Source organism: Haliea salexigens DSM 19537 (assembly GCF_000423125.1).
GTDB classification, from domain to species: Bacteria; Pseudomonadota; Gammaproteobacteria; order Pseudomonadales; family Halieaceae; genus Haliea; species Haliea salexigens.
In genome coordinates, this window is sequence record NZ_AUHJ01000013.1 from 79,330 (window position 1) to 100,956 (window position 21,627).

22 protein-coding genes are annotated in these 21,627 nt (G+C 63.6%); 6 read left to right on the forward strand and 16 right to left on the reverse strand.

Annotated features, from left to right (window positions below):
- Positions 1-362: 362 nt before the first annotated feature.
- From G533_RS0114730 to G533_RS0114800, 15 genes are all read right to left on the reverse strand, one after another.
- Entirely contained in the window at positions 363-2,111 is a 1,749-nt protein-coding gene (locus tag G533_RS0114730) for an ABC transporter transmembrane domain-containing protein (protein ID WP_027950619.1), read from the reverse strand.
- Positions 2,111-2,860 (reverse strand): twin-arginine translocase subunit TatC, encoded by a 750-nt coding sequence (gene tatC / locus G533_RS0114735; RefSeq protein WP_027950620.1) that lies wholly within the window; start codon positions 2,858-2,860, stop codon positions 2,111-2,113. Before tatC ends, G533_RS0114730 begins: the two co-directional genes overlap by 1 nt.
- Positions 2,857-3,255, reverse strand: a complete 399-nt coding sequence (tatB, locus tag G533_RS24050) for a Sec-independent protein translocase protein TatB (RefSeq protein ID WP_084639023.1) — start codon at positions 3,253-3,255, stop codon at positions 2,857-2,859. Before tatB ends, tatC begins: the two co-directional genes overlap by 4 nt.
- 9 nt (positions 3,256-3,264) lie before the next feature.
- Complete coding sequence (tatA, locus tag G533_RS0114745; RefSeq protein ID WP_027950621.1) at positions 3,265-3,492, reverse strand: twin-arginine translocase TatA/TatE family subunit; 228 nt, start codon at positions 3,490-3,492, stop codon at positions 3,265-3,267.
- Positions 3,493-3,525: 33 nt separating this feature from the next.
- Positions 3,526-3,846 (reverse strand): phosphoribosyl-ATP diphosphatase, encoded by a 321-nt coding sequence (locus tag G533_RS0114750; RefSeq protein WP_027950622.1) that lies wholly within the window; start codon positions 3,844-3,846, stop codon positions 3,526-3,528.
- Positions 3,843-4,250, reverse strand: a complete 408-nt coding sequence (hisI, locus tag G533_RS0114755; protein WP_027950623.1) for a phosphoribosyl-AMP cyclohydrolase — start codon at positions 4,248-4,250, stop codon at positions 3,843-3,845. Before hisI ends, G533_RS0114750 begins: the two co-directional genes overlap by 4 nt.
- Positions 4,251-4,293: 43 nt before the next feature.
- Positions 4,294-5,961, reverse strand: coding sequence for a ubiquinone biosynthesis regulatory protein kinase UbiB (ubiB, locus tag G533_RS0114760; protein WP_027950624.1), 1,668 nt, complete (start codon positions 5,959-5,961; stop codon positions 4,294-4,296).
- Complete coding sequence (locus G533_RS0114765; RefSeq protein ID WP_035528362.1) at positions 5,958-6,602, reverse strand: ubiquinone biosynthesis accessory factor UbiJ; 645 nt, start codon at positions 6,600-6,602, stop codon at positions 5,958-5,960. The genes ubiB and G533_RS0114765 overlap by 4 nt, the downstream gene beginning before the upstream one ends.
- Position 6,603: 1 nt before the next feature.
- Positions 6,604-7,353 (reverse strand): bifunctional demethylmenaquinone methyltransferase/2-methoxy-6-polyprenyl-1,4-benzoquinol methylase UbiE, encoded by a 750-nt coding sequence (ubiE, locus tag G533_RS0114770; protein ID WP_027950626.1) that lies wholly within the window; start codon positions 7,351-7,353, stop codon positions 6,604-6,606.
- Between the two features lie 57 nt (positions 7,354-7,410).
- Positions 7,411-7,803: a gamma-butyrobetaine hydroxylase family protein gene (locus G533_RS0114775; protein ID WP_027950627.1), complete on the reverse strand. Its 393-nt coding sequence runs from the start codon at positions 7,801-7,803 to the stop codon at positions 7,411-7,413.
- Between the two features lie 14 nt (positions 7,804-7,817).
- Complete coding sequence (hslU, locus tag G533_RS0114780; protein ID WP_027950628.1) at positions 7,818-9,146, reverse strand: ATP-dependent protease ATPase subunit HslU; 1,329 nt, start codon at positions 9,144-9,146, stop codon at positions 7,818-7,820.
- Positions 9,147-9,155: 9 nt separating this feature from the next.
- Positions 9,156-9,695, reverse strand: a complete 540-nt coding sequence (gene hslV, locus G533_RS0114785) for an ATP-dependent protease subunit HslV (protein ID WP_027950629.1) — start codon at positions 9,693-9,695, stop codon at positions 9,156-9,158.
- A gap of 78 nt (positions 9,696-9,773) precedes the next feature.
- A complete protein-coding gene (locus G533_RS22205) occupies positions 9,774-10,340 on the reverse strand; it encodes an SPOR domain-containing protein (RefSeq protein ID WP_051230412.1) in 567 nt (188 codons plus the stop codon).
- Positions 10,341-12,026 (reverse strand): arginine--tRNA ligase, encoded by a 1,686-nt coding sequence (gene argS / locus G533_RS0114795; RefSeq protein WP_027950630.1) that lies wholly within the window; start codon positions 12,024-12,026, stop codon positions 10,341-10,343. It abuts the gene before it with no gap.
- Positions 12,027-12,138: 112 nt separating this feature from the next.
- On the reverse strand, positions 12,139-14,337 hold the full coding sequence (locus G533_RS0114800; protein WP_027950631.1) for a primosomal protein N': 2,199 nt from the start codon (positions 14,335-14,337) through the stop codon (positions 12,139-12,141).
- Between the two features lie 176 nt (positions 14,338-14,513).
- Here G533_RS0114800 and rpmE point away from each other — a divergent pair, with 176 nt between their 5' ends.
- Together rpmE and G533_RS0114810 are read left to right on the forward strand one after the other, a co-directional pair.
- On the forward strand, positions 14,514-14,729 hold the full coding sequence (rpmE, locus tag G533_RS0114805) for a 50S ribosomal protein L31 (RefSeq protein WP_027950632.1): 216 nt from the start codon (positions 14,514-14,516) through the stop codon (positions 14,727-14,729).
- Between the two features lie 173 nt (positions 14,730-14,902).
- Positions 14,903-16,156, forward strand: a complete 1,254-nt coding sequence (locus G533_RS0114810) for a malic enzyme-like NAD(P)-binding protein (protein WP_027950633.1) — start codon at positions 14,903-14,905, stop codon at positions 16,154-16,156.
- Positions 16,157-16,204: 48 nt separating this feature from the next.
- On the opposite strand, the gene G533_RS0114815 is transcribed toward G533_RS0114810, so the two are convergent.
- On the reverse strand, positions 16,205-18,661 hold the full coding sequence (locus G533_RS0114815; protein WP_027950634.1) for a penicillin-binding protein 1A: 2,457 nt from the start codon (positions 18,659-18,661) through the stop codon (positions 16,205-16,207).
- Between the two features lie 176 nt (positions 18,662-18,837).
- Here G533_RS0114815 and G533_RS0114820 point away from each other — a divergent pair, with 176 nt between their 5' ends.
- From G533_RS0114820 to G533_RS0114835, 4 genes are read left to right on the forward strand one after another with little or no spacing between them, the layout of a single operon-like run.
- Positions 18,838-19,902: a pilus assembly protein PilM gene (locus G533_RS0114820; protein WP_027950635.1), complete on the forward strand. Its 1,065-nt coding sequence runs from the start codon at positions 18,838-18,840 to the stop codon at positions 19,900-19,902.
- Positions 19,902-20,468: a PilN domain-containing protein gene (locus G533_RS0114825; RefSeq protein WP_027950636.1), complete on the forward strand. Its 567-nt coding sequence runs from the start codon at positions 19,902-19,904 to the stop codon at positions 20,466-20,468. Before G533_RS0114820 ends, G533_RS0114825 begins: the two co-directional genes overlap by 1 nt.
- 3 nt (positions 20,469-20,471) lie before the next feature.
- Entirely contained in the window at positions 20,472-21,086 is a 615-nt protein-coding gene (locus G533_RS0114830; protein WP_027950637.1) for a type IV pilus inner membrane component PilO, read from the forward strand.
- A 1-nt stretch (position 21,087) separates the two neighbouring features.
- Positions 21,088-21,621, forward strand: a complete 534-nt coding sequence (locus G533_RS0114835; protein ID WP_027950638.1) for a pilus assembly protein PilP — start codon at positions 21,088-21,090, stop codon at positions 21,619-21,621.
- Positions 21,622-21,627 lie beyond the last annotated feature (6 nt).

A 21,627-nucleotide genomic window follows, 5' to 3' on the forward strand; every position in this document is an offset into this window, starting at 1 on the left:
CGTTAATAGGCGTGGGTGTTGTGTTTGCTGTGTTGGCAGGGAGGCCAGTGAATTTTCCGCTTATGGTAAGTACCTTCGCCTATGTGTGCTTCATGTTTTTTCGGGTGTACCGATCCAGATCTCATGGCCCTACTCGAGATCGCCTCAAGTCGGCCACTCCAGAACAGGCGTGGAGTGTAATGGTCGGCGGCTATCTCTGGGCACTTCCGGCCTTCGTAGCGCTGGTGTTAATTTACCACTGCTCCGCGAGAGCACTTTACTGACTGTGACGCCAATTCGTAAGCTTCCCCGTCAAGTGGACAGTTATATGCTGAGTAACCCGCTGAGGCCGAGTCTCATTGTAGTGGCTCAAAGCTTCCGGATCACTGCTCCCGAAACTGCAAACTCGCCAGCCGCGCATACAGCGGTGAGTCGTTCAGCAGGCTGTCGTGCGTTCCTGTGGCCACCAACTGCCCCTTGTCCAGCACGGCGATGCGGTCTGCGTGGCGTATGGTGGACAGACGGTGGGCGATGATCACCGTGGTGCGGTTGCGCATGAGTTCTTCCAGGGCGAGCTGCACCTGGTGCTCGCTCTCGCTATCCAGGGCGCTGGTGGCCTCGTCCAGCAATAGCACGCGGGGGTTTGCCAGGATGGCGCGCGCCAGGGCGATGCGCTGCCGCTGGCCGCCGGACAGGCGCACGCCCTGCTCGCCCAGTTCGCTGTCATAGCCGTTGGGCAGGCGCTGGATGAACTCATGGGCGTGGGCGGCCCTGGCTGCGGCCACCACCTCCTCCGCGCTGGCGGCGGGCATGCCGTAGGCAATGTTGTAGCGCACGGTGCCGGTGAACAGCGCCGGCTGTTGCGGCACCAGGGCCATTTGCTGGCGCAGGGTTTCCAGGCGCATGTCGCGCAGATCCACGCCGTCGAACAGCACGGCGCCGCTCTGCGGGTCGTAAAAGCGCAACAGCAGCTGGAACACCGTGGATTTGCCGCCGCCGGAGGGACCAACCAGTGCCAGGCTTTTGCCCTCCTCAATCTTGAGTGACAGGCCCTTCAGCGCCGGATCTGCCGGGCGCGCGGGATAGGCGAAGGTGACATCGCACAAGCTCAGGCTCGCGCGCCGGGGCACGGAGCTGCTGCTGCCATCAACGATGTCACTGTGGGTATGTAGCAGTTCAAGCAGGCGCTCGGACGCACCGGCGGCGCGCTGCAGTTCGCCCCAGACTTCCGAGATAGTGGCGAAGCCGGAGCCGACCATGAGTGCATAAAACACGAACGCACCCAGCTCACCCCCGCTCATCTCACCGGTGATGACCGATTGGCCGCCGCTCCAGAGCATGGCGGCCATACCGCCAAACAGCAGCAGGATGGCGGCGCCTACCAGTAGCGCCCGCTGGCGAATGCGCCGGCGGGCGATGGCAAAGGCGCGCTCCACTTCCACGCCGAAGGCGGCGCTTTCGCGGCTCTCACTGGTGTAGCTCTGCACGGTGCGAATGTGCTGGATGATTTCGCCGGCGTAGCTGCCCACGTTGGCAATGCTGTCCTGGCTCTGGGTGGACAGGCGCCGCACGCGTCGGCCGAAAAACAGGATGGGCAACAGCACCAATGGCACCGCCACTGTGATAATGAGGCTCAGCTGGATATTGGTGATGAACATCAGCACCAGGCCGCCGATCAGCGTGAGGCCGCTGCGCAGTGCCATGCTCAGGGAGGAGCCGATGATGGTCTGCAGCAGCGTGGTGTCGGTGGTGAGACGCGACATGATCTCGCCGCTGCGGTTGGTTTCGAAATACCCGGGGTCCAGGTGGATGATGTTGTCAAAGACCGCGTTGCGGATATCAGCGCTCACGCGTTCGCCCAGCCAGGACACAAAATAGAAGCGGGCGAAGGTGCCCACCGCCATGGCCGCGGCAATGACCAGTATGACGCCGATGGCATTGGCGAGGTCCCCCCGGGTGCCGCCGCTGAAGCCCTCGTCGATCAGCAACTGGATGCCACGACCCAGGAACAGGGTGGCGCCTGCGGTGAAGACAAGTGCCGTACCCGCCGCCAGTAGCCGCCCGCGGTAGGGCAGCAGGAAACGCAGTATGGCCAGCAGCGGCGACAGGCTGCGGCCGGACTTTGCGGCCATTACTCCGCGTCCGCGGCAGCGCGGCGCCGTTTGATGATGCGCCCGAACACGATGCCGAGTTCAAACAGGCACCACATGGGCACCGCCAGCAAGGCCTGGGAGATCACATCCGGCGGGGTGAGCAGCATGCCGAAGACAAAGCAGCCGACGATGACATAGGGCCGTTTGCGTGCGAGGTCCTCGGGGGTGGTGATGCCCGCCGAGATCATGATGACGACGGCGATGGGAATCTCGAAGGAAATACCGAAGGCAAAAAACAGCTTGAGCACAAAGTTCAGGTAGCTGTTGATGTCGGTCATGATGGCGATATCTTCCGGGCCCACGCTGGTAAAGAAGCCGAACACCAGCGGAAACACGACGTAATAGGCAAACGCCGCGCCGGCGTAGAACAGCAGTACGCTGGACGCCAGCAGCGGAACCGCCAGGCGTTTTTCATGCCGGTACATGCCGGGCGCGATAAAACTCCAGGCCTGGTACAGCACGTAGGGTATGGCGATGAAAATGGCGGCGACCAGGGTGAGCTTGAATGGCGTGAGGAAGGGTGACGCCACGTCTGTGGCGATCATGGAGGTACCTTCGGGCAGCAGCGCGCGCAGCGGCTCGGAGACGAAACTGTAGATCTCGTTGGCGAACGGAAACAGCCCGATGAACACGATAAGCACGGCGAGCAATGCGCGCAACAGGCGATCGCGCAGCTCGGTCAGGTGCGCTACCAGGGGCAGCGGCTGGTCCTCGGTCTCGTCGTTCATTTCTCCGGAGGTTCCTGTGCGCCGCTCGTGGTCTCGCCATCGCGGGCCGTCCCGACGCTCGCTGAGTCAGGGCTCGCCTGTTCAGAGCTCGCCTGGCCGGGGCTTGCGGTGGAGGCGGGCCCGGTTGCCCTGCTACCTCCGGTGGCTGTCTTGAAGGAATCACCGGCCTGCTGCGCGTCGCGTTTCAGGTCGCTGCCGGTTTTGCGCAGTTCCTGCATGACGGCATCGTTGTGCAGTTCCTGCTCTACCTCGCTGCGGATCTGGTTGAAGCCGCGACGAATCTGCGCCACCCAGGCGCTAACTGTACGGATCGTCGAGGGCAGCCGTTCCGGCCCTATCACCAGCAAGCCCACCACGCCAATCAGTAGCAGCTCGGCGAAACCGATATCAAACATGGTGCTGTATCACGGTTTGCTGTTGTCGCTCCGCGCGTCACCGGCACTTTCTTCTGCGGCGTCCTTGTTTTCGGCGTCCTGTTTGCCGCTGTCTTCGTCCTGAATGCTCTTGCGGAAGCCCTTCACCGCGCTGCCCAGGTCACTGCCCAGCGTGCGCAAGCGCTTGGTGCCGAACAACATGATGACAATGGCGAGAATGATCAACAATTGCCAGATACTGATGCCACCGATACCCATGTGTGTCTCCGTCGTGTGATAGTGATGTCGCGGTCAACCGCGGGAAGCTTTCTCGTCCAGCCCGGACACGCCGAAACGTGTTGCCAGGCACTCCAGCACCGCCCCGGAATCCAGCTCCAGGTGAGAGAGCATGACCAGGGTATGAAACCAGAGGTCAGCCACTTCCCCGACCAGTTCCTGCCGGTCCTCGCCTGCATCCTTGGCGGCGATGATTACCTCGGTAGCCTCTTCCCCAACTTTCTCCAGGATCTTGTTCAAACCCCGGTGGTGCAGGCTGGCCACGTAGGAACTTTCCGGGCTTGCCGTACGGCGCGCCGCGAGTATCGCGTCCAATTGTTGCAGAACATCGTTCACGGTGTGTTTCCGTACATGGATTCGGGGGATTTTAGCACCGGGTCGGTAACCTCCCAGTTGTCACCGCTCCAGCGCCGGTAAAAGCAGTGGCGGCGGCCGGTGTGGCAGGCAACGCCGCCCAGTTGCTCGACGCGCAGCAACACGGTGTCGCCGTCGCAGTCCAGGCGCAGTTCGCGCAGCAGCTGCACATTTCCGGAGCTTTCGCCCTTGCTCCACAGGGCCTGACGCGAGCGCGACCAGTACACGGCACGGCCTGTCTCCGCGGTGCGCTGCAGCGCTTCCGCATTCATCCAGGCAAGCATCAGCACATCGCCGTTGGCGGCATCCTGAGCGACCGCGGGCACCAGGCCCTGATCGTTCCAGCGCACGGCCTGCAGCAGGGTTGCGGTGTTTTCAGATGTCATCGTTTCCATAGGCCGGCATTATGGCACACCGGCCAGAGCCCGCCTATTCACCCCGGTTGCAGGTGGGCCAGAGCAGCACCAGGGCGGCGCCCAGCAGCAACCAGCTGGCGACGGGCGCAGCGGCGATGAAGGCCCAGCCGCCAGGCACCGCGAGTACCAGCCCGCCAGCGGCAAGTGCCGCCGCGGCAGCGCGGCGGCGTGCAACCCGCTGGCGCTGCGCGCTTTGCGCGGCCAACAAACGCTGATGCTGCTTCTGCTGTTGGCGGGACGGGCCGGGCGCTGTGTGTTTGCGCTGCAAATTATCGAGCACGGCGTCCGGCACCTGCGGCAGCTGCTCCAACCAGGAGGGCACATGCCGTTGCAGGCGTCGCAGCACCGACTGCGGGGAGTAGCGCTCCTGTACCCAGCGCTCAAGGAAAGGCTGCGCGGTATCCCAGAGGTTGAGTTGGGGATACAACTGACGCCCCAGGCCCTCTATGTTCAGCAGGGTTTTCTGCAGCAGTACCAGGGCGGGCTGCACTTCCATGTCGAAGCGGCGCGCGGTGCTGAACAGGTAGATCAGCAGCTGGCCAAAGGAGATGTCGCTGATCGGCCGTTCGAACACTGGCTCGCAGACAGCGCGCATGGCCGACTCGAAATCCTGCACCCGCGTGCCCGGCGGTACCCAGCCGCACTCGACGTGCAGCTCCGCCACCGCGCGATAGTCGCGCTGGAATACGGCCAGCAGGTTGCGCGCCAGGTAATACTGGTCGGCATCGCTTAAGCTGCCAACAATGGCGCAGTCCACCGCAATGTAGCGCGGGTTGGCCGGATCCGTTGCATTGACGAAAATATTGCCCGGATGCATATCGGCATGGAAAAAGTTATCCCGAAACACTTGGGTAAAGAAGATTTCCACACCGCGCTCGGCAAGTAGCTTCAGGTCGGTGCCTCGCGCCTCCAGCGCCGCCATGTCGGTGACCGGGATGCCGCTGATCCGCTCGGCGACCATCACATTGCTGCGGGTGTAGTCCCAGTGCACCTGGGGTACATACACCAGATCGCTGCCTTCGAAGTTGCGCCGCAGCTGCGAGGCGTTGGCGGCCTCGCGGCGCAAATCCAGCTCGTCGAGGATGGTCAGCTCGTAATCGGCAACCACTTCCACCGGGCGCAGCCGACGGCCGTCCGGTAAATAGCGCTGTACCAGTCGCGCCAGGGTGTACAGCAGGGCGAGATCCTGACGGATAACTGGCTCGATGTCGGGCCGCAGCACCTTCACCACCACCTCTTCCCCGCTGTGCAGCGTGGCGCCGTGCACCTGTGCCACCGACGCCGAGGCAATGGGCATGGCCTCGAAGCCTGCGAACAGGGTGTTGACCGGCTCACCCAGCGCGGACTCGATAATCTCCGCGGCGAGTGTTTCGTCGAAGGGGGGCACTTTGTCCTGCAGTCGTGCCAGTTCATCGGCGATATCGGCGGGCAGCAGGTCGTGGCGAGTGGATAAGAGCTGGCCGAACTTGATAAATACCGGGCCCAGCTCCTCCAGTGCCCGGCGCAGGCGCTCGCCGCGACTCATGCCGGGATGACTGTTGCGCCAGGGCGACAGGCGCAGCAACAGGCGACCGGTCGCCGGCAGGCTCTCGGCGGCAACAAATTCCTGCAGCCGATAGCGGCCGGCAACACGCAGGATAAGCAACAGCCGCCGGCTGCGTGAGAACAGCCCGGAGGTCACGCGCGCGCGCCCTGCATGCGTTTGCGCAACCGCTCCAGCCGCGATTGCAGCCGTTCCACGCGCTGTTGCAGGGCTTGCAGGTCGCTGTAGAAGTCTTCAACTTCCAGACGTGGCGGTGTCAGGCGCGCCTCTTCGTGGATAAATTCTTCGAGTTGCCGCAGCAGGCTGCTGGAGGCGGCGCTGCCGGCGCTGAAGCCGGCGCGCAGGAACTCCGCGAGCTGGTGCCCCGCCACGTCCCCCAGCACGTTCACCAGAGGTGCCTCCCAGTCCAGGTCCAGACGCCCGATGATGCCCTGCAACTCGATCAGTGGGGCACTGTCGCCCTGCAGGGCGAGGTTGCCGTTGATCAGGGTGGCCGCCGGGTCGCTGGCACCGGCGAGTTCGGCAAAGTCTGCGGCGGCGCCGCGTACCCGCGTGGTCACGGGGCCGTCGTGGAAGCCCAGCAGGCGGGTGCGTTCTACGCCCGGTTGCAGGTAGACATTGATCGCCGGAGAGGTGCATTCGATGGCGAAGGTGCATCCTGCCAGGCGGCCCAGCTGCTGCTGCCCCGCCGTGTCCAGTGCCAGGGCGCGGTTGAGTGCCTCTTCCAGGGCAGCCAGTGCCGCCGTGGTCAGCGTTGGGTCAAGGCCGGCGGCCGCCATGTCAGGCCTTGAAACCCCGGTGCAATGCAACTACGCCACCGGTGAGGTTGTGGTATTCGCAATTGACGAAGCCGGCGTCTTCCAGCATGCCGAGCAGGGTTTCCTGATCCGGGTGCATGCGAATGGACTCGGCCAGGTACTGGTAGCTTTCGCTGTCCCCTGCCACCAGCTTGCCCATGAAAGGCAGCATGCGGAAGGAGTAGCTGTCGTAGGCTTTTTCCAGCAGCGGGTTGGCGGGCTTGGAAAACTCGAGCACCAGCAGCCGTCCGCCGGGCTTGAGTACGCGCAGCATGGAGCGCAGCGCGAGATCCTTGTCGGTGACGTTGCGCAGGCCAAAGGCGATGCTGACGCAGTCGAAGCTGTCGTCTGGAAAAGGCAGGTACTGCGCATCGGCCTGCACGAATTCAAGGTTGCCCTGGTAGCCGTGGTCCAGCAGTTTGTCGCGGCCCACGTTGAGCATGGATTCGTTGATGTCTGCCAACACCACGCGGCCTGTGGGGCCGACGATGTCGGCAAATTTTGCCGCCAGGTCGCCGGTGCCACCGGCGATATCCAGCACCGACTGACCGGCTCGCACGGCACTCAGTTCAATGGTGAAGCGCTTCCATATCCGGTGGATGCCGCCGGACATGAGGTCGTTCATCAGGTCGTAACGCCCCGCCACCGAGTGGAAAACATTGGCCACCAGGCCGGCCTTGGCGTCTTCCTCGACTTCCCGGTAACCGAAATGGGTGGTGCGTTTATCGCTCATGCGGCCTCCGCCGTCATACAACAGGGCGGTTATTGTAGCGCGATGTTGCCCCTGCGGTCAGGGTTGGAACTGGATGACCTGCACCTGGGGGTCGCGGGTGGCACCGGCGGCGGACATGCGGTCGAGATAGTCCTGCCACAGCGCTTCGCGGCGGCTGCACAGGTCGTGAAGATAGTCCCAGGAATAGAGCCCGGTATCGTGGCCGTCGTCGAACACCAGCTGCAGGGCGTAGTGGCCTACGGGCCGAATGTCGGTAATGGCCACATGCATCTTGCCGGTCTGCAGTATCTCCTGCCCCGGGCCGTGGCCCTTCACCTCGGCAGAGGGGGAATACACCCGCAGGTATTCACAGGGCAGGCGGTAGCGAGCGCTCTCGCTGTAAACCAGCTCCAGCTCCCGTGACTTGCGGTGCAGGTGAATATCGATGGGGCGTGGTGCGCGGTCGGTCATGGTGGTACCTCAACCTAGAGAATGAAGCGCGACAGATCTTCGTCTTCACTCAGGGCCTGCAGCTGGCTGTTGACGTAGTCGGCATCGATAGACAGCGGCTGCTGCTGCAACCCGGCATCGGCAGCGCCAAAGGACGCCTGTTCCAGCAGGCGCTCCATCACGGTATGCAGGCGGCGAGCGCCGATATTCTCGGTTTTCTCATTCACCTGCCAGGCAGTTTCGGCAATGCGTCGCAGGCCGTCCGGCGTGAATGCGACTTGCAGGCCTTCGGTGGCCAGCAGTGCCTGATACTGCTCGGTCAGTGAGGCGTCCGGTTCGGTGAGGATGCGCTCGAAGTCGCTGGCGGTGAGCGATTCCAGCTCCACGCGAATTGGCAGGCGGCCCTGCAGTTCGGGAATCAGGTCGGAGGGCTTGGCCAGATGAAACGCGCCCGAGGCAATGAACAGGATGTGGTCGGTCTTGATGGTGCCGTGCTTGGTGCTAACCGTGGAGCCTTCAATCAGCGGCAGCAGGTCGCGCTGTACACCTTCCCGGGAGACGTCAGCGCCCGCGGTCTCGCCGCGCTTGGCCACTTTGTCGAGCTCGTCGATGAACACAATACCGTTCTGCTCCGCTTCGCGGATGGCGCGCTGCTTCAGGTCTTCCTCGTTCACCAGCTTGGCCGCTTCCTCGTCAGTCAGGGCTTTCAGGGCGGCTTTTACCGGCATGCGCCGGGTTTTGCTCTGCTGGCGCGACAGGTTGGAGAACATGCTCTGCAGTTGGTTGGTCATTTCCTCCATCCCTGGGGGGGCCATGATCTCCACGCCCGCGCCGCCACTGGCCAGGTCGACCTCCACTTCCTTGTCGTCGAGGTCGCCTTCGCGCAGCTTCTTGCGCAGCAACTGCCGCGTGCTGGCGCCGTTGTTGCTGTCTGTGCCTTCGCCGCGCGCCGGCGGCAGCAGTATATCCAGCAGCCGGTCTTCGGCCGCTTCTTCCGCGCGGAACCGCACGCGCTGCATTTCCTGCTCGCGGTACAGCTTCACGGCCACGTCGGCGAGGTCACGAATAATCGATTCCACGTCGCGGCCCACATAGCCCACCTCGGTGAACTTGGTGGCTTCCACTTTGACAAACGGTGCGTTGGCCAGCTTCGCCAATCGCCGGGCAATCTCGGTTTTACCCACGCCGGTAGGGCCGATCATGAGGATGTTCTTGGGCGTGATTTCCGCCCGCAGTGCCTCGGGCAGTTGCATGCGCCGCCAGCGGTTGCGCAGCGCGATGGCAACAGCGCGCTTGGCGTCCTGCTGGCCGATAATGTGCTTGTCCAGCTCGTGGACAATCTCTCGGGGCGTCATGTTGGACATGCGGAAGGCCTAATAGTCGAGTTGTTCGATGGTTTGGTTGTGGTTGGTGTAAATGCAGATGTCGCCGGCGATATTCAGGCCCTTTTCCACGATGCTGCGGGCATCGAGTTCGGTGTTGTCGAGCAGGGCGCGCGCGGCGGATTGTGCAAAGGGGCCACCGGAGCCGATGGCGATGAGGTTGTCCTCGGGCTCGATGACATCGCCGTTGCCGGTGATGACCAGCGAGGTTTCCTTGTCGGCGACTGCCAGCAGGGCTTCCAGGCGGCGCAGGGAGCGCTCGGTGCGCCAGGCCTTGGCCAGTTCCACGGCGGCCCGCACCAAGTGACCCTGGTGTTTGTCCAGTTGCGCTTCAAACAGCTCGAACAGGGTGAAGGCATCTGCCGTGCCACCGGCGAAGCCCGCCAGCACCTTGTTCTTGTGCAGCCGGCGCACCTTGCGCGCGTTGCCCTTCATGACGGTGTTGCCCAGCGACACCTGCCCGTCGCCACCAATGACAACGCTGTTGCCACGGCGCACTGAGAGGATGGTTGTACCTCGATACTGTTCCACGATAAGTCTCCTGTTGCTCCAGATATGGGGAGCCGTGGCGGGAATTCAAGCACGCGCCGCACGCGGGCGGCGCGGATGTCAGGGCCGGCCGCGCTTCAGCAGCAGGGTGTCGATGTTCTGCGCGGCGGTCAATCCGCGAGCGCGGCTCATCTGGGCGTGGGTGGTATACGGCCCGAGATAGACCCGGAACCAGCGCCCGTTGTCGCCGGTGGACTCTTCCACGTTGGGTTCCAGCCCCAATAACAGCAGCTCGGCCCGGCGCCGGTCGGCGTCCTCGCGCTGCCGGAAAGAGCCCGCCTGCAGCACGTAGTTCTCGGCGGGGGGCGGAGCGACATCGGGTTGTTGCGCCACCTCGGCGGGTTCTACTTCCACGTCGATCGTCTGCTCCGGCAGCATGGTGTAGAAATCGAAGCGGGGTTTCGGTGGCGCTTCCGCGACGGCGGCTTCCTGGGGCTCGCGCGCCGGTTGCGTGCCTGGCGGCAGCGTGCCGAGATAGAGCAGCAGGCTGAGAAAAACCCCGGTGCCAACACCGGCGCCGAACCAGCGCCAGGGGCTCGCTGCGCCGTTGTTATCCTTGCGCCGGGCCGCCTGCGGTTTGCGGCGTGCGCCGCTGCGCGTGCCCCGACCACCGGCATCGCGCGCCACTTACATGGCCTCCGGCGCGTTCACGCCCAGCAGGCCGAGGCCGTTGGCCACAACCTGGCGCACCGCTTCACTCAAGGCAATACGGGCATCGCGTAGCTCAGTATCATCGACCAGCAGTTTGTGCGCGTTGTAAAAGCTGTGGAATTCGGCGGCCAGTTCGCGCAGGTAGTTTGCCACTGTGTGCGGCTCGCTGGCGGTGGCCGCGGCTTCCACCACCTCCGGATACTGGTCGAGCCGCTTGAGCAGCGCCTTCTCCTGCTCTTCCTGCAGCCGCGCCAGTGCGGCCAGGCCGCGCTCGGTATCCCAGTCCCAGCCGTTTTCCGCCAGTTTGGCGCGTACGGAGCAGGCGCGCGCGTGGGCGTACTGAATGTAGTAGACCGGGTTGTCGTTGCTTTGTGACAGAGCCAGGTCGATGTCGAAGGTGAGCTGGGAACTCGGGGCCCGGGCCACCAGGAAATAGCGCGTGGCGTCACAACCTACCTCGTCAATCAGGTCGCGCAGGGTGACATAACTGCCCGCGCGCTTGGACAGCTTCACTTCGCTGCCATCGCGCATCACAGTTACCATCTGGTGCAGCACGTAGTCCGGCCAGCCTTGGGGGATGTCTGCCTGCAGGGCCTGCAGGCCGGCTCGCACCCGCGTTACCGTACTGTGGTGATCGGCGCCCTGTTCGTTGATCACGCGCTCAAAACCGCGTTGCCACTTGTTGAGGTGGTAGGCCACGTCCGGCAGGAAGTAGGTGTAACCGCCCTCCCGCTTGCGCATCACCCGGTCCTTATCGTCGCCGAAAGCCGTGGTGCGCAGCCAAAGGGCCCCGTCCTCTTCATAGGTATGGCCATTGGCGATCAGCTGCGCCACGGTGGCTTCAACCTCGCCTGACTCATACAGGGACGACTCCAGGAAGTAGCGATCAAAATTCACTGCAAAGGCTTTCAGGTCGAGGTCCTGCTCGCGGCGCAGGTAGGCCACGGCGAAGTCGCGGATGGCATCGAGATCATTCGGGTCGCCCTTGCCGTCGACGTGGCGATCCCTGGCGTCGATCTGCTCGCCCGCCAGGTAGGCCGCGGCCACATCGGCGATATAGTCGCCGCGGTAGCCGTCCTCCGGCCACTGGGCATCGTCCGGCCCCAGGCCACGGCAGCGCGCCTGTACTGACAGCGCCAGGTTACTGATCTGTGCGCCGGCATCGTTGTAGTAGAACTCGCTCGCCACCGACCAGCCGGTAGCGGCCAGCAGGCGACAGATACTGTCGCCCACGGCAGCGCCGCGGCCGTGGCCGACATGCAGTGGCCCGGTGGGGTTGGCGGACACGAACTCGACCTGCACGCGGCGGCCCGCACCGGTATCGCTGTGGCCAAAGCGCTCGCCCTCGGCCAGCACGCGCTGCACCACCGCGCGGCTGCGCTCGCCGGACAGGAAGAAGTTGATGAAGCCCGGCCCTGCAACCTCGGTACGGGTGATCAGCGATGACGCTGGCAGCGCATGGCAGATCATGTCCGCGAGATCGCGGGGCTTGTAGCCCGCACCTTTGGCCAGGGTGAGTGCCACGTTGCTCGCCAGGTCGCCGTGGCTGGCGTCCCGGGTGCGCTCGATGACGATGGTCGGCCGCGTTGCCTCTGGAAGCCGGCCTTCGGCGACCAATGCATCCAGCGCCTGCTGGATCAGCTGTGACAATTGTTCCTTCATTTCCTGGGGGGCTCTACCTGCATTTTCTGGATTGGGTGGGTGCTGGCGTGCCTGAACGGCAGCGTGCCATTATCGCCGCAAATGCCCGCCCATGGCCAGCGCGAGGCGGCGATCAACCCAGGTCCAGCGGGTCGACATCGATGGACCAGTTGAGCCCCTGGCGGGCGGGGTGCTGCTCGGCGCAATGTACCAGCAGCCTGGCCAGCTGCTGCGCCCGGCGCACATCCGGCGCCATGGCCAGCAGTTGGTTGCGGAATTTGTTGGCCCGTCGCTGCAAGGGGGATGGCAGTGGGCCGATCAGTCGGCAACCCGGCGGCAGCCCGGGTTCTGCTTGCTGGCGCACGGCGCCGAGGAACTGTTCGCCCGTTTCCGTCGCCGGGCTGTCGGTGCGCAGTAAAATGAGGCGCCCGTGGGGCGGCATGCCGTGTTCCTGGCGCACCTGCAGCAGGCGCCGCGCCTGTTCTGCGTAGCTCTCGGTGAGCATCGCCTGCATCAAGGGGTGGTCCGGATAGTGGGTTTGCACCAGCACCTGGCCGGCATCACCGGCGCGGCCCGAGCGCCCCGCCACCTGTGTCAGCAGCTGGGCCATGCGCTCCTCGCCGCGAAAGTCGGCACTGAACAGCAGTGCATCGGCGTCGATAACCGCCACCAGGTTCACGCCGGGAAAGTGGTGCCCCTTGGTCAGCATCTGGGTGCCGAGAAGAATGCACGGGGCACCCTGCTGCACTTTTGCCACCAGCGCCTGCATGGCACCCTTGCCCTGCATGGAGTCGCTATCGACGCGGTGAATGGGCCAGGCCCCGAAGGTGCTGCGCAATACATCTTCGGTCTGTTCGGTGCCCAGACCATTGGTGAGCAGGCGCGTACTGTGGCAGGCCGGGCAGGCCTGTGGCAGGCGCACGTTGGCCGAGCAGTGATGGCAGCGCAGCCGGCGCTGGCGGCGGTGCACGGTCATGCGGGTGTCGCAGGCCGTGCACTGGGCAATCCAGCCACAGTCGTGACATTGCAGTGCGGGGGCATAACCGCGCCGGTTGAGGAACAGCAGTACCTGCTGCCCCGCTTGCAGAGTGCTTGCAATGGCGTCGCGCAGGGCCTCGGAGAGCCCACCCTGAAGCGCCTCGCGGCGGACATCAATGGCGCGTAGCGCGGGCAGCTCACCGGCACCCGCGCGGCGCGTCAGGCGGTGGTGCCCGTAACGACCCTGCAGGGCGTTATGAAGGGTTTCCAGGGCCGGTGTGGCACTGCCAAGCACAACCGTTGCGCCCTCCAGTTGCCCCCGTTTGACGGCGAGGTCACGCGCCGAGTAGCGGAACCCGTCCTGCTGCTTGAAGGAGCCGTCGTGCTCTTCGTCGACAATGATCAGGCCCGGCCGCAACAGGCTGCTGAAAATGGCCGACCGTGTGCCCACTACAATCGATGCGGCACCCGTGCGCGCCGCCTCCCAGGCGGCGTAGCGCTCAGTGTCGTTGAGGCCCGAGTGCAGCACAGCGATGCCGCTGCCAAACCGCTCGGTGAAGCGCGCCAGAGTTTGCGGTGTGAGGCCGATTTCGGGTATGAGCACCAGCGCCTGCTGGCCCTTGGCAAGGCAGTGGGCGATCAGCTGCAGGTAAACTTCCGTTTTACCGCTACCGGTAATGCCCTCCAGCAGGTTGCAGTGGAACTGACCGTAGTGCGCCAGTATGCCCTGCAGGGCCTGTGCCTGTTCGGCGTTCAGCGCAAGACCGGGCTGGGGCGTGGTGAGGGCGTGTCCGGGCGCCAGCAGGCAGCGCTCGGCGAGCCCCTTCTGTTCCAGCTGGCGCAGGATGCCGGCGCTGATGCCCTTGGCGCGCAGGGTGCTGGTGGCGAGTTCATCGGCGTCTTGCAGCAGGGCCAGCGCCTCGGCCTGCCGCGGTGAACGCTGTAGTGCGCCCCCGGGCAGTCCTTTGCCGCGCTGGCTTAGCCGCCAACCGGGCTGCCCCGGTGGCTGATGGCTCTGCGCCTGGCGCAGGCCGGGCGGGAAGGCGGCTTCCAGCACCTCCCCCAGGGGGTGCTGGTAGTAATCCGCGGCCCAGCGGCAAAGCTGCAGAACCCACGGCGATAGCAGGGGTGCATCGTCTACGACAGCCTGAGCTGCGCGCAGGGACGTCGCGGGCACTGCCGATTCGGCGGCGATCTCAATCAGCCAGCCCTGGAGCTGGCGGCGACCGAAGTCCACCTTGACCCGCACACCCGGTTGCAAACCCTCCAGGGCCTCCGCCGTCAGCTCCGCGGGGGGCAGGTAATCGAACAGCGAGCGCAGTGGACAGGAAATGGCCAGGCGAAGAACGGACATCGCGCCTCTCAGCGTAGTGCGGGTGGGAATGAGCCGCGCATAATAGCGCAACCGCGGGGCTTGCGCCGGCCGCTGTGTCTGGTACTATGCGCGCCTATTTTTTCGCGTTACCTCCACAAGTCCGGTGCGGTGCCCGACAGGCTCGGGTGGCGGTGCCAATCAACAGGAGCAACACCATGAAAGCAGAAATTCATCCGAAGTACGAGGCGGTTACCGCCACTTGCAGCTGCGGCAATGTGGTTGCCACGCGCTCCACCCGTTGTGAAGATTTTCACATCGACGTGTGCTCGCAGTGCCACCCCTTCTTCACCGGCAAGCAGAAAGTACTCGACAGCGGCGGCCGGGTCGACCGTTTCAAGAAGCGTTTTGGCGCTCGCGGCGCTTCGCGCTGAGCGGCGTCTGTGGGCTGCTTCGGCAGTCTGCGAACAGGGCCGGGCACCGCGAGGTTCCCGGCTTTTTTGTGCCCGATAGAAACGACTAAAATGCCTGCGCTTGTGGCTGCCAGCGCTTTTCTATATTCTCTGGCGTCCCTCCCGCAAGCGCAGTGATCAGCGGATTTCCAACTATGAGCAAAGACTTCAGACAGGCGGCCCTCGACTATCACGCGGAGCCGGTTCCCGGAAAAATCAGCATGGAGCTGACCAAGCCTGCGGAAACCCAGGCCGAGCTGGCGCTGGCCTACAGTCCGGGTGTGGCCGAGCCCTGCCGTGAAATCGCCGCCGATGCCGATGCCGCCTACCTGTACACGGGCAAGGGCAATCTGGTTGCCGTGATCAGCAACGGTACCGCGGTGCTCGGCCTGGGCAACCTGGGTGCTTTGGCGAGCAAGCCGGTGATGGAGGGCAAGGCGCTGTTGTTCAAGCGGTTTGCCGGCATCAACTCGGTGGATATCGAGGTGAATACGGAGGACAGCGACAGCTTCATCGAAACCGTTGCCAATATTGCCGACACCTTTGGCGGTATCAATCTCGAAGACATCAAGGCGCCGGAATGCTTCGAGATCGAAGCGGAACTGGCGCGGCGCTGCGCCATTCCCATTTTCCACGATGACCAACACGGCACTGCCATTGTGACCGCCGCCGGCATGATCAACGCGCTCGAGATTCAGGGCAAGCGGCTGGAAGACGCCGTGATCACCTGCCTGGGCGCGGGCGCGGCGGCCATCGCCTGCATGCGCCTGCTTCTGAGCATGGGCGCGAAGCAGGAAAACATTTATATGCTCGATCGCCGGGGCGTGATCTACGCCGGTCGCGAAGGCGTTAACAGTTACAAGCAGGAGTTCGTCAACAACACCGACAAACGCAGCCTGAGTGATGCCGTGCGCGGCGCCGATGTGTTTGTGGGCCTGTCGGGCGCGGACCTGCTCAGCGCCGATATGCTGTTGTCCATGGCGGATCGCCCCATAGTGTTTGCCTGCTCCAACCCGGACCCGGAGATCCGCCCGGAGCTTGCGCACAGCGTGCGCGATGATCTGATCATGGCTACCGGGCGCTCTGACTACCCCAACCAGGTGAACAACGTGCTCGGCTTTCCGTTCATCTTCCGCGGGGCGCTGGATGTGCGCGCGAGTGCCATCAATGAGGCGATGAAGATTGCCGCCGTCAAGGCGCTCAGTGAGCTGGCGCGCGAGCCGGTGCCTGCGTCGGTGCTCAAGGCCTGCGGTGAAACGGAATTGAGCTTTGGTCCCCGCTACATCATTCCCAAGCCGGTCGACCCGCGCTTGCTGCAACACATAGCCCCGGCGGTTGCCCGTGCGGCGGTCGACAGCGGCGTGGCCCGCGTGCCCTACCCTGAGAATTACGCGCCAGGCGGCGTGTAGGCCAGGCACACTCCTCCGCGCCGGCGGCTAGCGTGGCCGGCGCCCCGGCTAGAAAATATCCCTGACCAGATCCTCTGTGGTGCCGCGCAGGCCGGCGTCGCCTGCGCCCCCGCTCGGTGCGGGCACACGGTCTTCCCGGAAATATTCGAAAATAGCGTTCTGTTGTCCCGGCCGTGCCAGCAGGCCGGTATCCGGGTCGATGCGCACATGCACTACGCCCGGCGGCAGGGGTGGCTGAACATCCGGACTGTCGCGCAGGGCTCCGCGCATATAGTCGATCCAGATGGGCAGTGCCGCCGTGCCACCAAACTCGCGCCGCCCCAGTGGCGTGTAGTTGTCAAAGCCCACCCAGGCGGTGGTGACCACGTCGCGGTTGTACCCCGAGAACCAGGCGTCCATCGGCCCGTTGGTGGTGCCGGTTTTCCCGGCGAGGTCATCACGTCCCAGGGTGAGAGCGCGCCGCCCGGTACCGCGTTTGATGACGTCCTTCAGGATGCTGGTGAGGATGAAATTGCTGCGTTCGTCCATCACCCGCTCGGCGCGCGGGGGCGTGGTGCTGTCCGCCTCCGTTGCGCCAGCGAGGATTTCCTCCATGCGCAGTTCCCGTTCCGGTGCGGCGCCCTCCAGGCTGCGCGCTGGTGGGCAATCGCGGCACACGGTGGGCGGCGCGGCGGCGAACACCACGTTGCCGTCGGTATCCTCAATGCGCTCGATCAGGAAGGGCTGCACTGCGTAGCCGCCATTGGCGAGCACCGCGTAGGCCGTCGCGAGTTGCAGTGGCGACATGACGTGGGTGCCCAGTGCCAGCGACAGATCCGGCGCGAACTCGCTGGTATCGAAACCGAAGCGCTCCACGTGGCGAATCAGTGCTGGCACGCCAATCTGCTGTAGCAGGCGGATGGAGACGAGGTTACGCGACTGGGTTAAAGCCCAGCGCAAACGCGTGGGGCCGTAGAAGCGGCCGCCATCGTTTTCCGGGCGCCAGATATCTTCCAGCGAGGTGTCTTCCAGGACCACGGGCGCGTCGTTGATGATGCTGGCGGCGGTGAATCCCGCCTCCAGGGCAGCGGAGTAGACAAAGGGTTTAAAGCTGGAACCGGGCTGGCGTCGCGCCTGGGTGGCACGGTTGAATTTGCTGCTCTCGAAGCCGAGACCGCCGACGATGCTGACGATGGCGCCGTTGTCGGGGTTCAGTGACACCAGTGCTGCCTGCGCGGCTGGCACCTGGCTCAGATGCCAGCGTGCGTCGTCTTTGCGCTGTACGCGGATAAGGTCTCCTGCGCTCACCACATCGGCGATGCTGGATGGCGCGCGCCCCATGGAGTTCTCGGTGAGATAGGGGCTGGCCTGACGCAGGCCGTCATCCCAGAGCAGCTCGCCCGAGGTGCCGTCACTGAACAGCAGGTCAACCCGGTCCTCACGCAAGCGGGTGACAATTGCCGGCGTCAGACCCGCTACCACCGGCGTGTCTGCCAGCGCGGCAAGCCAGGCGGCCGTGGCCCGGCCATCTGCCTGCCCTGCGTCTGTCGGGGGCGGCAGCTGACGCTCCGGTCCGCGGTAGCCGTGGCGTCGGTCGTAGGTCATGAGTCCGTTGACCACGGTTTGCTGGGCGAGCTGCTGCAGTTCGCTGTTGATGGTGGTGTAGACGTGATAACCGTCGGTGTAGGCCGACATGCCGTACCGTTCGAGCATTTCCTGGCGTGCCATTTCGGCGGCGTAGTGCGCGGCGAAGCTCAGCTGCGCGCCGTGGTGTTGGGCGCTGGCAGGCTCCTGCACGGCGGCGGCCCAGTGCTCCTGCTGGATATAGCCCAGCGACAGCATGCGCCCCAGAATCCAGTCGCGGCGCTCCTTGCTGGCCTGGGGGCCGCTGATCGGGTTGTTGCGCGAGGGTGCCTTGGGAATGCCGGCCAACATGGCGTGTTGCGCCAGGGTCAGCTCGCCGATGCCGGTGCCGTAGTACACTTGCGACGCGGCCTCAAAGCCGTAGGCGCGGTGGCCGAGGAATACCCGGTTGAAGTACAGCTCGAAAATTTCTTCCTTCTCCAGCGCGCGCTCGATTTTGATGGCCAGGAGAATCTCATTGAACTTGCGGGTAAAGGTGCGCTCCAGGCTGAGAAAGTAGTTGCGCGCCACCTGCATGGTCAGGGTGCTGCCGCCGGAGCCTTTCTCTCCGGTCAGTGCCAGCTCCGACACCGCACGCATCAATCCGGCGAGGTCGACGCCGCGGTGAGTGAAGAAACGGTCGTCTTCCGCGGCCAGCAGCGCCTGTACGAATTGCGGCGGAATATCCTCAAAACGCAGTGGATTCCGCTTCTGCTCGCCAAACTGTCCAATCAGGTGGCCATCGCGTGTATAGACCTGCATCGGGGTCTGCAGGCGGACGTCGCGCAGGGTCTCTACATCGGGCAGGCCGGGGTCGAGGTATAGATAGACGCCCGCAAGCAGCCAGCTCAAGCCCAGCAGGCCCAGCACGGAAGAGCGCAATAAAAAGCGGAGGAAACCCATTTATTCCTTTACAAAGCAGTGACTTGTATTACTGTAGTTGGGAGGGGGCTTGGCAACATTTGGTAATTATAAGCGTATTTTCGCTTTTGATTGCAGTATTGATTATGCTATATCTACAAATTAATGTAGTAGTGTATAAAAACAAGCTAAGTCAGTGATACGCATAGGAAAACGAATTGCTTGGCATTCTAGGGAAGAAAAAGTCGGTGTCGGTGTTGGGGCTGGATATCAGCTCCACAACGGTCAAGCTGCTGGAGCTTAGCCAGTCCGGGGGGCGCTATCGAGTAGAAAGCTACTCGGTCAGTTCGCTCCCGGTGGACGCGGTCATCGAGAAAAACGTGAACGATATCGAGGGCGTGACCAACGCCGTTCGAGCTGTCGTTGCGCAATCTCGCACCAAGCTCAAGGCGGTGGCGGCAGCGGTGGCCGGTTCTTCGGTGATCACCAAGATCATCGACATGCCGTCTGGTCTCAACGAGGACGACATGGAAACCCAGCTTACGCTGGAGGCGGACCAGTACATTCCGTACCCGCTGGATGAAGTGGCCATCGACTTCGAAATCCAGGGTGCTTCGCCGGAACGCGCCAATCACGTTGAGGTGCTGCTCGCGGCCTGTCGGCGTGAAACGATCGATTCCCGGGTGGATGCCATTGAAGGCGCCGATCTTACGGCGCGCATCATGGATGTCGAGGCCTACGCCATGGAGCGAGCCTATGGCCTGATCCGGCGCCAGCTCAACCTGGAACTGGAGAGCATGGTGGCGATTGTGGATATCGGCGCCACCATGACGACGCTCAGCGTGCTGAACAACGGCCAAACCATCTATACCCGCGAGCAGCTGTTCGGTGGCAAACAGCTGACCGACGAGATCATGCGCCGCTATGGCCTGCCTCTGGAAGAGGCCGGCCTGGCCAAGAAGCAGGGCGGCCTGCCCGATGACTACGAGCCGGAAGTGTTGACGCCGTTCAAGGAAGCTGTGGTGCAGCAGGTGGCACGTTCGCTGCAGTTCTTCTTCTCCTCCAGCCAGTTCAATGACGTTGACTACATCATCCTCGCAGGCGGCGTGTCCTCCATGGACGGCCTGGTCGACCTGGTGCAGAAAAAGCTGGGTACGCCGACGGCCGTTGCCAATCCGTTTGCCGAAATGACGATTTCTTCCCGGGTCAACGCGGTTGCCCTGAGCAGCGACGCCCCCGCGATGATGATCGCCTGTGGCCTCGCCTTGCGGAGCTTTGACTGATGGCGCAAATCAATCTCCTCCCCTGGCGTGAGGAACGCAGGGCGGAGCGAAAGAAAGAGTTTCTCGTCCTGCTGGGCATGATCGGCCTGCTGGGCGTGGGCGTGGTGATTCTCGGCGACCGCATCGTCAACAGCCAGATTGACCACCAGAAAGCCCGCAATGAGTACCTGACGGAAAATATCCGTGTGCTCGACCGCCAGGTTGACGAGATCCGCGAGCTGGAGCGTCGTCGCAACCAGTTGATCGACCGGATGCGTGTCATCCAGGAGTTGCAGGGCAATCGGCCAATCATTGTGCGCGTGATGGACCAATTGGTGCGCACACTGCCTGACGGCGTCTTCTACACCAGCCTGCAGAGCAGCAACAACGAGATCGTTTTGATCGGGGTGGCGGAATCCAACAACCGGGTGTCCAGCCTGATGCGGCGCCTCGATTCGTCCGACTGGCTGCAGCAGCCCAACCTCGATTCGGTGCGCGCGGCAACCCAGTATGGCGATCAGGCCGCGACATTCAATCTCAAGGTGAAGGTGCAGTTGCCCGAATCCGATAACGGCGCGGGAGGTTAAGGCATGGCATTCGAAGATACCCTGCGCAGTCTCCGCGAGTTTGATGTCAACGACATCGATTTCGACAATATCGGCTCCTGGCCCACTGCGGTCAAGGCGGTGCTCTGCGTGCTGCTGCTGGTGGTGGTTGTCGCGGGCGGTTACTACTACCACATCAAGGATTTGCAGTTGACCCTGGGCAACGTGCAGGCCGAGGAAGAACGCCTGCGGCAGGACTATGAGAAAAAGGCTTTCCAGGCTGCCAACCTTGAGGCCTACAAGGCGCAGATGGTGGAAATGGAAGAGTCCTTTGGTGCGTTGGTCAGCCAGCTGCCGAGCGACACCGAAGTGCCCGGCCTGCTGGAAGACATCACCAACAAGGGCCTTATGAACGGCCTGGAAATCAACAGCATTGCACTGCAGCCGGAACAGGCACGCGAGTTCTATGTCGAGCTGCCGATTGCCATCACGGCTACAGGTTCCTACCACGACCTGGGGGCCTTCATCAGCGGCATGGCGGGCCTGCCGCGGATTGTGACGCTGCACGATTTTTCGATCTCGGCGCCGGCGGGTAACAGCAACGCGCTCAACATGAGCATTACTGCCAAGACCTATCGCTACAAGGATGGAGAGGGCTAGCATGAGCACGGAGTGGCGCCTGACCGCAGTCGCGGTATCTGCAGCCCTGCTGCTGACAGCCTGCGGAACGGATAGTTTCAGTGACCTCGACGCCTTTATGGCGGAGAAGCGTGCGCGGCCGGGCGGCATCATCGCGCCGATCCCGACCTTCCAGGCTTACGAGGCGTTTGCCTACAGTGCCACTGCACTGCGCAGCCCCTTCGATCGGCCTGTAGAGGTGCGTGACATCACGCAAATGCAGGCCATCAGCGCGATCAAGCCCGATGAAAAGCGGGCTCGCGAGTTCCTCGAGCAGTACACCTTCGACTCGCTGACGATGGTGGGTTCGCTGGAGCGCGGAGGTACACAGTGGTCCCTTATCCGGGACCCGGATGGAGGGGTGCACCGCGTGCGCCTGGGTAATTACCTGGGTCGTAACCACGGTCGGATCGTCGAGATGACGGATACCTTCGTAGCGGTGGTAGAGATCGTCAGTGACGGTACCGCAGACGGGTGGGTGGAGCGTCCGCGGACAATCGATCTAAGCGGCATCTGACGCAGG